Here is a 13,211-nt window from a genome sequence, read left to right on the forward strand (position 1 = left end):
CCGGGGGTGGCGTGCGTGGGCGGGGGTTCCAATGCGGCGTGGGCGATGTGGGTCCGGGGGTCCGTCGTGCTCGTGCTCCTCGTCGCCGCGGCGTCGCCGATCGGGTTGGCGCCGAGGTGTCTGTTGGCCACTTGGGCGGCCATGGTGCCGCTACCTCGGCGGCGGGGGATCGTGCGCGGTTGGACTCGGGGGAGGTCCCGGTGGGCGGGGGTTCCAATGCGGCGTGGGCGATGTGGGTCCGGGGGTCCGTCGTGCTCGTGCTCCTCGTCGCCGCGGCCTCGTCGGCACCGAGGTGTCCGTCGGCCACCTCGGTGGCCACCGTGCCGGTGCCCGGCGGCCGTTGCCCGCCGCGCCCACGACCAGGCAGGCCGCGCGGGTCCCCGTCGGTACGCGCGCTCATCGAGGCCGGACCCTGCCCCGCGGGGTGAGGCAGACGTCCCCGGCACCTGTGGTCGCGGCGTGGGCCGGAAGGGCCGGGTGGGAGTGGACGGCGGCGCTTCGCGCGGCTGGATCCACCGTGCCCGTGGCGGTCACCGGTGCGCCCGCCGCACCGGCGACCCGGTCGGCGTGACCGCTCCGGTGGCCGGCCGCACACCCGGCCCCGGCGTGGAAGGAGGCGCCGCCGGTCCGTTCACCATGCCATCGCGTCCAGCAGTGCCTCCGGGTCCGGCTCCGGGGGGCCGTCCAGGCTCAGCTCCGCCCAGATCACCTTGCCGTGCGGCACATAGCGCGTGCCCCACCGGTCCGCGAACTGCGAGACCAGGAACAGACCGCGGCCGCCCTCATCGGTGATGGCCGCGCGCCTGAGGTGCGGCGAGGTGCTGCTGCCGTCCGACACCTCGCAGATCAGCGTGCGCCCGAGCAGGATCCTGACCCGGACCGGCTCGGCGCCGTAGCGGATGGCGTTGGTCAGCAGCTCGCTGAGCACCAGTTCCGTGGCGAAGCAGGACTCCTCCAGCCCCCAGTCGTGCAGCCGGCGGGTCACCTCGCCGCGCACCCGGGAGACCGCCTCCACGTCCAGCGGCACGTCCCAGACCGCCACCCGCGACGGATCGAGCAGCCGCGTCCGGGCGACGAGCAGAGCCACGTCGTCGCTCGGATGCTCCGGCAGCATGACCTCCATCAGCGCCTGGCAGGTCTCCTCCGGCGTCCGGTCCGCGGGCGCGACGGTCTCGGCGAGCATCGACAGCCCCTCGTCGATGTCCCGCCCGCGGTCCTCGATCAGACCGTCGGTGAACAGCACGAGCCGGCTGCCCTCCGGCAGGCTCAGCTCACCCGACTCGAACGGATGCCCGCCCACCCCCAGCGGTGGTGCCAGGGGAAGGTCCGGGAAGGTCACCCGGCCCATGGGGTCCACCACGGCCGGTACGACGTGCCCGGCGCGGGAGATGGCGCAGTGCCCGCCCACCGGGTCGTAGATGGCGTACAGGCAGGTGGCGCCCGTGACCGCGGACACCTCGCCGTCCGCGCTCGCCGTCTGGCTGTCCAGCCGCATCACCATCTCGTCCAGATGGCCGAGCAGTTCGTCGGGAGGCAGGTCCAGGGACGAGAAGTTCAGCACCGCCGTGCGCAGCCGGCCCATCGTCACCGCCGCGTGCAGCCCGTGCCCCACGACGTCGCCGACCACCAGCGCCACCCGGAAGCCGGGCAGGGGGATGACGTCGAACCAGTCGCCGCCGACCCCGGACTGGGCCGGCAGATACCGCCACGCCACCTCCAGCGCGTCCTGGTCGGGCAGGTCCCTGGGGAGCAGACTGCGCTGAAGCGTCACCGCCATCGCGTGCTCGCGGGAGTAGCGGCGCGCGTTGTCGATCGCCACCGCCGCCCGGGCCACCAGCTCCTCGGTGACCGCGACGTCCTCCTCCTCGAACCGGGCCGAGCCGGCGCCCCGCCAGAAGTTGACCATGCCGAGGAGCACGCCCCGCGCCCTGAGGGGCACGGTGATCAGCGAATGGATGCCGTGGTCGAGCACCCGGACCGCGCCCTGGGGATCCCGGGACCGCCAGTCCTGCGCGCGGTGCAGATCCGGCACCAGCACCGCCTCGCCGCGCCGCAGCGCCGCCCCCATCGACGTGTCGGCCACCACGAACTCGATGAGGTCGCCCACCGGCTGGAGCGGGCTGTGCGTGTCCGTCCCGTACAACCCGGTGCGGCGCATCCGGGACGTCGATCCGGTGGGCTCCTCGCCGCGCAGCACGGACTCCAGCAGTTCCACGGTGACGATGTCCGCCGCCTGCGGGACAGCCACCTCGGCCAGTTCCTGAGAGGTACGCCGTACGTCCAGCGTCGTGCCGATGCGCACCCCGGCCTCGTACAGCAGCGTCAGGCGTTCACGGGCCAGCTCGGCCCGGCCGGACAGGGCGCGCAGTTCGGTGGTGTCACGGAAACTGGCCACCAGGCCCGGAGCGTTGCCGTACGGGGCGGTGCGCCGGGTGTTGACCGCCAGCAGCCGGTCCCCGGCCGGGAACACCGCGTCGGACGCGACCGCGCCCGAGTTCAGCAGCCGAGTCATCTCCGGCCCCAGGCCCAGGTCCGTGACGTGCCGCTGGTCGGCGTCGTGGGGGAGGTCCAGCAGCCGGCGCGCCTCGTCGTTGGCGAGCAGGAGCCGTCCGCCGGCGTCGACGATCAGCACGCCCTCGCGCACCGCGTGCAGCACGGCGTCGTGGTGCTCGTACATGCGGGTCATCTCGGTCGGGCCGAGACCGCGGGTCTGACGGCGCAGCCGCCGGCTGACGAGGAAGGTGCCGCCGGTCGCGAGCACCACGGCCAGCGCCGCCGCGTCCAGCACCATCGGTATCTGCTGGTCCAGGAGGTGCCCCAGGGTCTGGAACTCGATTCCCGCGGTGACGATGCCGATCACGTGCCGGCCGGCGCCCACCACGGGTACCACCGCGCGGACGGAGTCGGTGGGGCTGCCGTGGAACGTCTCGGTGAAGGTCTTGCCCGCGATGGCCCGGCCGATCTCCTGCGCCGGGGTGCCGACCAGCTGCGGTTCCGGGTCGGTGAGCCGCACGCCCCGCTTGTTCAGTACGGAGATGTAGTCGACACCGGAACTCAGCTGCGCCTTCTCCGCCGGGATCTTCAGCAGTGCCGACGGATCGGGCGACTGGAGGGCCACCGCCGTACCGGGTGCCTGCGCGAACGCCTCCGCGACGGCCAGGGAGCGCGCCTTGGCGGTGTTCTCCCCGTCGTACCGCCGCTGGAGCACCACGGCGGAGGCGGCCGCGGCGACCAGCACGAGTATGACGATCACCTGCAACAGGAAGACCTGCGCGGCCACCGTGCCGGGCCGCCAGGACGGTGGAAAACGAAACCCGCTCGTGCTCCGGGCCGTCCAGGTCACCGGACGGCGGCGGGCCTGATCGTCCGCCCGCCGCTCATCGAACGGCGGTAGCGCTGCCCTCCGGGGCTGGCGGGAACAACCGACCACGTTCTCATTTCTAACACCGTGCTTCCCTGCCGGGCGACCGGTTTGTTCGATCAATCCCTGTTCGCTCCATCCCATTGCGGCTGGGTGGGTTCGCCTAGATTTCGTCAGGCAGGGGCTGCTCCGTCCAGATCGTCTTGCCGGAGCCTGTGTACCGGGTGCCCCAGCGCTGCGCGAGCTGGGCGACCAGGAACAGGCCGCGTCCGCCCTCGTCGGTGCTGCGCGCGCGCCGCAGGTGCGGGGAGGTGTGGCCGCCGTCGGAGACCTCGCAGATCAGGGTGCGCTCGTGGATGAGCCGCAGATTGATCGGCCCGTGGGCGTGGCGGATGGCGTTGGTGACCAGTTCGCTGACGATCAGCTCGGTGGTGAAGGCCAGTTCCTCGAGGTTCCACTGGGACAGCCGGTCGTTGACGTCGTCGCGCATCACGCGCACGGCCGACGGGTCGGCGGGTACGTGCCAGGACGCCACGCGGTCGGGGCTGAGGACACGCGTCCTGGCGATGAGGAAGGCGACGTCGTCACGCGGCCGGTCCGACAGCAGGGCGCGGACCATGATGTCGCAGATCTCCTCCAGCGGCCGGTCGGGGTGGGCCAGGGCGAAGCACAGCCGCTCGATGCCGACATCGACGTCCTGGTCCGACGCCTGGATCAGCCCGTCGGTGTAGAGGGCGACGACGCTTCCCTCCTCCAACGGGATCTCGGCCGACTCGAACGGCAGGCCGCCCAGCCCCAGGGGCGGCCCGGCGGGGATGTCGGGGAACTCCACGGGCTCGGTCAGGTGCGCGACGGCCGGGGTGGGGTGTCCGGCGCGGGCCACGACCATTGTCCGGGCGATGGGGTCGTAGATGGCGTACACACAGGTCGCGCCGGCCGCCGCCGGGCCCTCGGCGGCCGCCTCGGCCTCGTCCGACAGACGCATCACCAGGTCGTTCACGTGCGCCAGCAGTTCGTCCGGGGACTGATCCAGGTCGGCCAGCGTCTGCACGGCGGCGCGCAGCCGCCCCATGCTGGCGGCGGCGTGCAGGCCGTGCCCGATCACGTCGCCCACCACCAGCGCGACCCGGGCACTGGAGAGCGGGATGACGTCGAACCAGTCCCCACCCACCCCCGACTCCGCGTCGGCGGGGAGATAGCGGTGGGCGACCTCGACGGCGTTGTGCGGGGGCAGGTTGGGCGGCAGCAGACTGGTCTGGAGGGTGAGCGCGGCCTGGTGCTCGCGGGCGAAGCGCCGGGCGTTGTCCACGCACACGGCGGCCCGTGCCACGAGATCCTCGATCAGGAGCTGGTCGTCCTCGGTGAAGGGATCGGGGTTCTCCCACCGCAGCAGGGTCACCACACCCATCGTGACGCCGCGGGCCCGCAGCGGCAGCACCAGGTGCGTGTGCACACCGAACCGGTTGATCCCGGTCCACCGCACCGGGTCGTCGGGGAGCCAGGGCGTGCCCGGGCCGAGGGCCTCACGGCTGGGTTCTCCGGTGGCCAGGCAGCGGTTCTGCAGGGACCCCGGCGGGTACCGGATGGGTTCGCCGACCTCGGCGATCACCTTGGGCAGGTCCGGCCGGATGGACAGATGGGCCGCCCGGCGCAGCGTGACCGGGCCGCCCGGCGAGCGGATGGGCGGGCCCTTCCCGGTGGTCGCGACGTCCAGGAGGTCGATGGCCACGAAGTCGGCGAGCTGCGGGACGGCGACCTCCGCGAACTCGCGGACCGTGCGGTCGAGATCCAGCGTGGTTCCGATGTGTTCGCTGGCGGCGTTCAGCAGTACCAGCCGCTCGCGGGTCGGGTCCTGGACGGTGACGTCCCGGGCGGCGTAGCAGATCCCGAGCGTTCGGCCCGCGTCGTCGTGCAGTGGGAAGAAGGAGCGCGGCCGGGTGCGCTCGCGGCCGAGCCGGCCCGTCCTGCCGTGCCGGGGCGGCGTGTGGGCGACGGTGACCTGGGGCTGCCCGGAGAGCAGCGTCCGCCGGGTGTGCCGGGTCACGACCGGCGACGGCCTGCCCTCGTCGGCGCCGGTCGGGGTGGTGCGGATCGCGTCGGTACCGGTAGGGGCTGTGCCGGTCGCCTTGGTGCCGGCAAAGGCGGTGCCGGGCGCGTGGGTTTCGGGAGGGGTGCCTGCCGGGACGCCTGCCCCGAGAACCAGCCAGTCGCGGCGGCCGTCGGCGGCGAGCAGCGGGCACACGCGCACGATGAGCCGCACCGTGTGACCCGCGCGGTGGCGGAGCGTGACCTGCGCGTTCCCGGCGCGGTCGCTCCGGCGCAGCCGGGACATCGCGGCGGTCGGGTCGCGGCCGCGCAGCAGCGCCCGAGCGGGATGCCGTACGACGTCGGCGGTGGAGTAGCCGAGCAGGTCCTGGGCCCCCTGGCTCCAGTAGGTGATCAGCCCGTCGGCGTCGACGACCGCCACCGCCGTGGTCGTGATGAGCGGATCACCCGGACTGCCGCCGCTCACGCCGTTGACGCGCATGCCTTCACCCTCATCCACGGGCAGGACCCCCACCGGCCATGTTGCCATCGGGGGCGGTGTCCCGCCGCCCGGGAAACGGGCAGCGCGAGGAGGGGGGCGACGCGGGCGGGACGGACGGAGCGGGGAGGGGGGCGACGCGCGCCGGACGGGCGGAGCGGGCAGCGCGGGCGGGCCGGTCCGCGCGGCCGGCTACGCTCCCGCAGCCAGTGCCTTCAGCGGCTGGTCGGTCAGCCGGTACACCGTCCACTCGTCCTGCGGGCGTGCCCCCAGGGCCTCGTAGAAGCCGATCGCCGGACGGTTCCAGTTCAGGACCGACCACTCCAGGCGTTCGTACCCGCGCTCGACGCACACCCGGGCCAGCTCCGTCAGCAGGGCCCGGCCGTACCCGCCGCCGCGGGCCTCCGGGCGGACGTAGAGGTCCTCCAGGTAGATGCCGTGCACGCCCCGCCAGGTGGAGAAGTTGAGGAACCACAGGGCGAAGCCCACCGCTTCGCCGTCCTCGTCCTGCGCGATGTGCGCGAACGCCGCGGGATGCTCGCCGAACAGTGCCTCGGCGAGCTGCCGCGGTGTCGCCCGTACCTCGTCCAGGGCCTTCTCGTACTCGGCCAGTTCGCGGATCAGGGCGTGGATGACGGGGACGTCGGCGGGGGTCGCGGTGCGGATCATGGGCGCAGTCTCACACACCGCGTCCCGCCGACGGACAACGGGTGCGGATCAGACCGCGGGCGCCGGGTAGGTCGGGTACTCCACCCCGGAGACGTACTGGACGACGCGGATGACCTGGCAGGAGTAGCCGAACTCGTTGTCGTACCAGAGGTAGAGGATCGCGTTGTCGCCCTCGACCTTGGTGGCGCCGGCGTCGACGATCGAGGCGTGGCGCGAGCCGATGAAGTCGCTGGAGACCGCGTCGGGGGCGCTGGTGAAGTCGATCTGGCGCTTGAGCGGCGAGGTCAGCGACACGTTGCGCAGGTAGTCCAGGACCTCCTCGCGGCTGGTGGCGCGCGCCAGTTGGAGGTTGAGGATCGCGATCGAGACGTCCGGCACCGGCACGCGGATCGAGCTGCCGGTGATCTTCGCCGTGAGGTCGGGCAGCGCCTTGGCCACGGCGGAGGCGGCGCCGGTCTCGGTGATGACCATGTTGAGCGGCGCGGAGCGGCCGCGGCGCTCGGCCTTGTGGTAGTTGTCCAGCAGGTTCTGGTCGTTGGTGAACGAGTGGACGGTCTCCACGTGGCCGCGCAGCACGCCGTACTCGTCGTCCATCGCCTTCAGCGGCGGGACGATCGCGTTGGTGGTGCAGGAGGCGCAGGACAGGATCTGCTCGTCCGGCTTGATGGTGTCGTGGTTGACGCCGTGGACGATGTTGGGGACGTCGCCCTTGCCCGGCGCGGTCAGCACGACCTTGTCGATGCCGGGACGCAGGTGCTTGGACAGGCCCTCGCGGTCGCGCCACTTGCCGGTGTTGTCGATGAGGATGGCGTCCTTGATGCCGTACGCCGTGTAGTCCACCGACGTCGGGTCGTCGGCGTAGATCACCTTGATCTCGTTGCCGTTGGCGACGATCGTGCTGTTCGCCTCGTCGACGGTGATGGTGCCCTGGAACTGGCCGTGGATGGAGTCGCGGCGCAGCAGCGAGGCGCGCTTGACGATGTCCTGCTCGCCGCCTCCGCGCACGACGATGGCGCGCAGGCGCAGGCCGTTGCCGGAGCCGGCCTTCTCGATGAGCAGGCGGGCCACGAGCCGGCCGATGCGGCCGAAGCCGTAGAGGACGACGTCGCGCCCCTCGCGGCACTCGATCTTGTTGGCGCCGGTGGCGCCGGCGACGGCCTCGGCGGTGAACTCCTCCACCGACAGGCCGCGGTCGTCCTCGCGGTACGTCGCGGCGAGCATGCCGATGTCTATCTGGGACGGCCCGAGGTCGAGCGTGGTCAGGGCCCGCAGGAAGGGGAGCGTCTCGGTGACGGACAGCTCCTGACCGGCGATCTGACGGGCGAACCGGTGGGTCTTGAGGATGCTCACCACCGACTTGTTCACCAGGGAGCGGCTGTGGAGGAGGACGGTGACGTCCCGCTCCCGGTGCAGCTTCCCGATCATCGGGATCATCGACTCCGCGATCTCTTCGCGGTGCTTCCAGTTGGTGAACGAGTCGTCGTTGACAGTCACAGATCTATCTTTCGAGCTAGGCGGCGCTCATATGCTAACCCCATGGGTTGTCGATCATGACAGTGGGCCGTACCCGCTGTGGTGCGGGGTACGGCCCACGGTCGGGATTCCTCTGTGGTCGGCGGATATGGGCCCTCCGTCGTGGCTGGTGGGTGCCGGTTTCCCCGGGGCACCGGTGGGTGTGGCGGGTGGGTCGGGTCACCGGCGGGTGCGGCGGGTGAGTCCGACGGTCAGCCCCATGGCGGCGAGCCCCAGCAGGGCTGTGATCGCGCCCAGCCAGCAGTTGTTCCATATGACGCCGGCCCGGGAGCCGTGGGCCGCGGGTACGACCCAGGGGGAGATGACCAGCCACACACCGAGCGGGGCGAGGAGCCATGCCAGGCGGAACATGCGCTCGGGGGCCAGGGTCAGGCCGAGGCCGATCAGGGCGACCGTAATGCCGATGATCAGGTTGTTGACGGTGAGGCTGGGCTGGGCGGCGAAGTGCACCACCCACGGGGAAATCGCGGCGTAGACACCGGCCAGCACGATCAGCCCCTCGATGACGATCGCCCGGTTGCTGGCGGCCGTACGCTCGAGGCGTTCTCGCATCTCGGCGATCTCCGGGTGCGAGCTCATTCCGGTGGAGTGCTGCGGATACGACATCACTGCCGTCTCCTCTCCATGAGGTTGCCAGTGTGGAGTTCTCCTATAAGGCAATTTCCCCCTTATGGGGGGTTTATATCCGCTTGCCCGTCTTCTTGCGGTGAGTTACGTCACAGTGCGCGCCCAGTGCGGGCAGTGCGCGTCCGTCTGTCAATCTTGTCGGGTGTGCGTCAAGAGGGCGCCGCTGACGTGCAGGGATGATCCGGGGAGGGCGAGTGACGGGGCCAGAGGTACCCGACGAGTTTTTGACGGGGTACGCGCAGATCCTGGCCGACGTCTGTGCCACCGGACGCCGCCTGACCCGGGACGAGCTGGACCTGCTGCGCGCCCAGGGGGAGCGGGCGGCGGAGGCCGGTCACGGACTGCGCAGGCTCGTCCGCCGGCACCTCTCCGAGGCGAGGGACTTCGCGCCCGCGCTGGCGTCCGCCGGCGTCGAACAGGTCCTCAGCGCGGTGGAGCAGGCCGTCGACGCGTTCGCCGAGGGCCACGACCGGGCGCAGAAGCTCGCCATGCGCAAGGAGGAGGCCGCCCGCCGGGAGTTCATCGACGACCTGCTCTACGGCCGCAGCGACCTCGGGCGGCTGGGCGAACGCGCGGAACGCTACGGACTGCTGTTCTCCCGCGCCCACGCCGTGGCCGTCGCCCAGGGCGGGGAGCCCGTCGACGACACGCACCCGGCCGCCCGGTACGTCGAGACCGAGGTGGTCGCCCGGTTCGGTGACCGGCGCATCCTGCTCACCACCAAGGACGGCCGGCTCATCTGCATCGCCCCGGGCGACCAGGACGACGTCCTGGCGTTCTTCGCCAAGCAGGCGTACGCCTCCACCGACGGCGGCCGGGTCGCCATCGGACGCCCCCACCCGGGCGCCGGGGGAGTGGTCCACTCCTACGAGGAGGCCCTCAACGCCCTGGAACTCGCGGACCGGCTGGACCTCCAGGAGCCCGTCCTGCGGTCCGCCGACCTCCTGGTGTATCCCGTCCTGACCCGCGACCGGGAGGCCATGGCCGACCTGGTCCGCGACACGCTGGGCCCGCTGACGACCGCCCGCGGCGGCGCCCAGCCGCTCCTGGACACCCTGATCGCCTACTTCGACGCCGGCTGCACGGCCGCGGAGGCGGCCCGCCGCCTCAACCTCAGCGTGCGCGCCTTCACCTACCGCCTGGAGCGCATCCACAAGCTGACCGGAGCCGACCCGGCCGACCCCGTGCACCGCTACACCCTCCAGACCGCCGTGATCGGCGCGCGCCTCCTCGGCTGGCCCACCGCCGAGCTCTGAGGGGCCGCGGCCGAGGAGCGCCGTCCGCCCGGCGGCGGCGCCGTTCACTCCACTGCCCGTACACAACGAGCGGAGCTCCCGGACCGGTGTGAGCCTGGTGAAGGGATTCGGTGGGTACGTCGCGCCGCCGTGGCCCGGAGGACCACGCGTCCTCCCCGGCCGGTCCGGCCGGTACCGCGACGTCCGTCCCGGCATGCCGCGGCCTCCGGGCCGCCGCCTGCGACCGACTCCCCCACCGACTCCACGGGAGGCCGACGACATGACGACCAAAGGCGGTACCACTGAAGTCAGCCGGGAGCCTGCGACGCCCCAGGAGCGTGCGGGTTTCGACGAGATCACCATCCTCTGGATCTCCGAGGGCATGAGCTGCGACGGCGACACCGTCTCGCTGACCGCCGCCGACCAGCCCTCCATCGAGGACGTGGTGCTGGGGCTGATCCCCGGTCTGCCGAAGGTGAACCTGGTCAACAAGGTGCTCTCGCCGAGCCTCGGCGGCGAGGACTTCCTCGCCCCGTACCGGGCCGCGGTACGCGGTGAGCTGACCCCGTTCATCCTCGTCATCGAGGGTTCGGTCCCGAACCAGCGGATCATCGACGGGGACGGCTACTGGACGTCGTTCGGCAACGACCCGGACACCGGCGAACCGCAGACGCTGAACTGGTGGATCGACCAACTCGCTCCCCGGGCCTGGGCCGTGGTCGCGGCCGGCACCTGCGCCACCTACGGCGGCATCCACGCGATGGCGGGGAACCCGACGGGCTGCATGGGGCTGGCCGACTACCTGGGCTGGGACTTCAAGGCGGAGAGCGGCCTGCCGGTGGTGAACGTGCCCGGCTGCCCGATCCAGCCGGAGAACTTCATGGAGACCCTGATCTGGGTGCTCTACCACGCGGCGGGGACGGCGCCGGCGCCGCCGCTGGACGACATGCTGCGCCCGCAGTGGCTGTTCGGGAAGACGGTGCACGAGGGCTGCGACCGGGGCTCGTACTACGAGCAGGCGAGCTTCGCCATGGACTACAACTCTCCCAAGTGCCTGGTGAAGACGGGCTGCTGGGGTCCGGTCGTGAACTGCAACGTGCCCAAGCGCGGCTGGATGGCGGGCATCGGCGGCTGCCCCAACGTCGGTGGCATCTGCATCGGTTGCACCATGCCGGGCTTCCCCGACGCGTTCATGCCGTTCATGGACGAGCCGCCCGGCGGCACCCTGTCGTCGATGCTGGTCAAACCCTACGGGGCGGTCATCCGGCGACTGCGCGGCCTGACCAACGACATGGTGAACCACGAGCCCAAGTGGCGCCACAACAAACGCAAACTGACCAGCGGTTTCGACCCGCGCTGGCGTCCCTGAGGGCGCGGGCGGCGCACATCCCGCCGCCGCGCCGACCGGCGGCAAGCCCGATCTCCCAGCCCGCAGCGAGGAACGAGGTTCAGACCGAGATGGCGACTACCGAGGTGCGTCGGGCGGGGCGCAAGCCCGCTCAGATCGTGGACATGTCCTGGGATCCGATCACGCGGATCATCGGGAACCTGGGCATCTACACGAAGATCGATTTCGCGAACCGGGAGGTCGTCGAGTGCCACTCGACCTCCTCACTGTTCCGCGGCTACTCGGTGTTCATGAAGGGCAAGGACCCCCGCGACGCCGGCTTCATCACCTCCCGCATCTGCGGCATCTGCGGCGACAACCACACCACCTGCTCCAACTACGCCCAGCAGATGGCCTACGGCGTCAAACCCCCACCCCTGGCCGAACACATCACCAACCTCGGCGAAGCCGCCGAATACATGTTCGACCACACGATCTTCCAGGACAACCTCGTCTTCGTCGACTTCTGCGAAGCCATGGTCAAGGCAACGAATCCGAGCGTCCTGGCCCGCGCCGAACGCACCGAGGCCCCCCGCGGCCACATCCACGGCTACCGCACCATCGCCGACATCATGCGCGCCTTCAACCCCTTCGAAGGCGAGATCTACAAACAGGCCCTGAAAATGTCCCGCATCACCCGGGAAATGTTCTGCCTGATGGAAGGCCGCCACGTCCACCCCTCCACCCTCTATCCCGGCGGCGTGGGCACCATGCCCCAACCCACCGTCTTCACCGACTACCTCGCCCGCCTCATGCGCGTCATCGACTTCGTCAAACAAGCCGTCGCCCTCAACGACGACGTCTTCGACTTCTTCTACCAGGCCCTGCCCGGCTACGAGGAAGTCGGCCGCCGCCGCATCCTCCTCGCCTGCTGGGGCGCCTGGCAGAACCCCGACATCGTCGACTACCGCTACGAAACGATGAACCACTGGGGCAAGGCCATGTACGTCACCCCCGGCATCATCGTCGACGGCAAACTCGTCACCAACAACCTCGTCGACATCAACCTCGGCCTGCGCATCCTCCTCGGCTCCTCCTACTACGACGACTGGACCACCGAGGAACCCTTCGTCACCCACGACCCCCTCGGCAACCCCGTCGACCACCGCCACCCCTGGAACCAGACCACCCTGCCCCACCCCCAAAAACGCTCCTTCGACCACAACTACAGCTGGGTCATGAGCCCCCGCTGGCACCACCCCGAAACCGGCCAGCACCTCGCCCTCGACACCGGCGGCGGCCCCCTCGCCCGCCTCTGGTCCACCGCCCTCAACGGCCTCGTCGACACCCCCTACATCAAAGCCACCGGCCACAGCGTCCGCATCACCCTCCCCCACGGCGAAAAACTCCCCGAAACCACCCTCGAATGGACCATCCCCCAATGGTCCAACACCATCGAACGCGACCGCGCCCGCCCCTACTTCATCGCCTACGCCGCCGCCATGGCCCTCCAATTCCTCGAACAAGCCCAAACCCTCGTCCGCGCCGGCGAAACCAAAGTCTTCGAAAACTTCCAAGTCCCCGACGAAGCCATCGGCTGCGGCTTCCACGAAGCCGTCCGCGGCGTCCTCTCCCACCACCTCGTCATCAAAAACCAGAAAATCGCCAACTACCACCCCTACCCACCCACCCCCTGGAACGCCAGCCCCCGCGACCCCTACGGCACCCCCGGCCCCTACGAAGACGCCGTCCAAGGCCAGCCCATCTTCGAAGAAAACGACCCCGACACCTTCAAAGGCGTCGACATCATGCGCACCGTCCGCAGCTTCGACCCCTGCCTCCCCTGCGGCGTCCACATGTACCTCGGCAACGGCAAAACCCTCACCACCACCCACACCCCCACCTACGGAGCCGAACACGGCTGAACCGTTCGCG

Annotated in this window: 7 protein-coding genes and 1 pseudogene; 3 read left to right on the forward strand and 5 right to left on the reverse strand. The window is 70.9% G+C overall.

Translation table 11 applies throughout. The features are described from left to right. Positions 1 to 631: 631 nt before the first annotated feature. The 5 genes and pseudogenes from TNCT6_RS36185 to TNCT6_RS36205 all read right to left on the reverse strand — a co-directional run bounded on the left by TNCT6_RS36185 (position 632) and on the right by TNCT6_RS36205 (position 8,693). Complete coding sequence (locus tag TNCT6_RS36185; RefSeq protein WP_141367186.1) at positions 632 to 3,505, reverse strand: SpoIIE family protein phosphatase/ATP-binding protein; 2,874 nt, start codon at positions 3,503 to 3,505, stop codon at positions 632 to 634. 19 nt (positions 3,506 to 3,524) lie between these two features. Beyond that, entirely contained in the window at positions 3,525 to 5,888 is a 2,364-nt protein-coding gene (locus tag TNCT6_RS36190) for a SpoIIE family protein phosphatase (protein ID WP_141367188.1), read from the reverse strand. Between the two features lie 189 nt (positions 5,889 to 6,077). Then, positions 6,078 to 6,575 (reverse strand): annotated as a pseudogene (locus TNCT6_RS36195) (N-acetyltransferase family protein); the annotation flags it as partial. A gap of 27 nt (positions 6,576 to 6,602) precedes the next feature. Next, positions 6,603 to 8,048: a glyceraldehyde-3-phosphate dehydrogenase gene (locus TNCT6_RS36200; protein WP_141367192.1), complete on the reverse strand. Its 1,446-nt coding sequence runs from the start codon at positions 8,046 to 8,048 to the stop codon at positions 6,603 to 6,605. 198 nt (positions 8,049 to 8,246) lie between these two features. Then, positions 8,247 to 8,693 (reverse strand): SPW repeat protein, encoded by a 447-nt coding sequence (locus TNCT6_RS36205; RefSeq protein ID WP_141367194.1) that lies wholly within the window; start codon positions 8,691 to 8,693, stop codon positions 8,247 to 8,249. A 197-nt stretch (positions 8,694 to 8,890) separates the two neighbouring features. Here TNCT6_RS36205 and TNCT6_RS36210 point away from each other — a divergent pair, with 197 nt between their 5' ends. The 3 genes from TNCT6_RS36210 (at position 8,891) to TNCT6_RS36220 (ending at position 13,201) form a co-directional block, all read left to right on the forward strand. Next, positions 8,891 to 9,970, forward strand: coding sequence for a CdaR family transcriptional regulator (locus TNCT6_RS36210; protein WP_141367196.1), 1,080 nt, complete (start codon positions 8,891 to 8,893; stop codon positions 9,968 to 9,970). A gap of 259 nt (positions 9,971 to 10,229) precedes the next feature. Further along, positions 10,230 to 11,318, forward strand: coding sequence for a hydrogenase expression protein HypE (locus tag TNCT6_RS36215; RefSeq protein ID WP_141367198.1), 1,089 nt, complete (start codon positions 10,230 to 10,232; stop codon positions 11,316 to 11,318). Between the two features lie 89 nt (positions 11,319 to 11,407). Next, positions 11,408 to 13,201, forward strand: coding sequence for a nickel-dependent hydrogenase large subunit (locus tag TNCT6_RS36220; protein ID WP_141367200.1), 1,794 nt, complete (start codon positions 11,408 to 11,410; stop codon positions 13,199 to 13,201). The last annotated feature ends 10 nt before the right edge of the window (positions 13,202 to 13,211 follow it).

Origin of the sequence: Streptomyces sp. 6-11-2 (assembly GCF_006540305.1) — a bacterium.
Classification (GTDB): Bacteria; Actinomycetota; Actinomycetes; order Streptomycetales; family Streptomycetaceae; genus Streptomyces.

Bases quoted from the DNA above. Each gene is read 5' to 3' on its own strand.
- TNCT6_RS36220 (WP_141367200.1), top strand. From the start codon at position 11,408: ATGGCGACTACCGAGGTGCGTCGGGCGGGGCGCAAGCCCGCTCAGATC.
- TNCT6_RS36185 (WP_141367186.1), bottom strand. From the start codon at position 3,505: ATGGGATGGAGCGAACAGGGATTGATCGAACAAACCGGTCGCCCGGCA.
- TNCT6_RS36190 (WP_141367188.1), bottom strand. From the start codon at position 5,888: ATGCGCGTCAACGGCGTGAGCGGCGGCAGTCCGGGTGATCCGCTCATC.
- TNCT6_RS36210 (WP_141367196.1), top strand. From the start codon at position 8,891: ATGATCCGGGGAGGGCGAGTGACGGGGCCAGAGGTACCCGACGAGTTT.
- TNCT6_RS36205 (WP_141367194.1), bottom strand. From the start codon at position 8,693: ATGTCGTATCCGCAGCACTCCACCGGAATGAGCTCGCACCCGGAGATC.
- TNCT6_RS36215 (WP_141367198.1), top strand. From the start codon at position 10,230: ATGACGACCAAAGGCGGTACCACTGAAGTCAGCCGGGAGCCTGCGACG.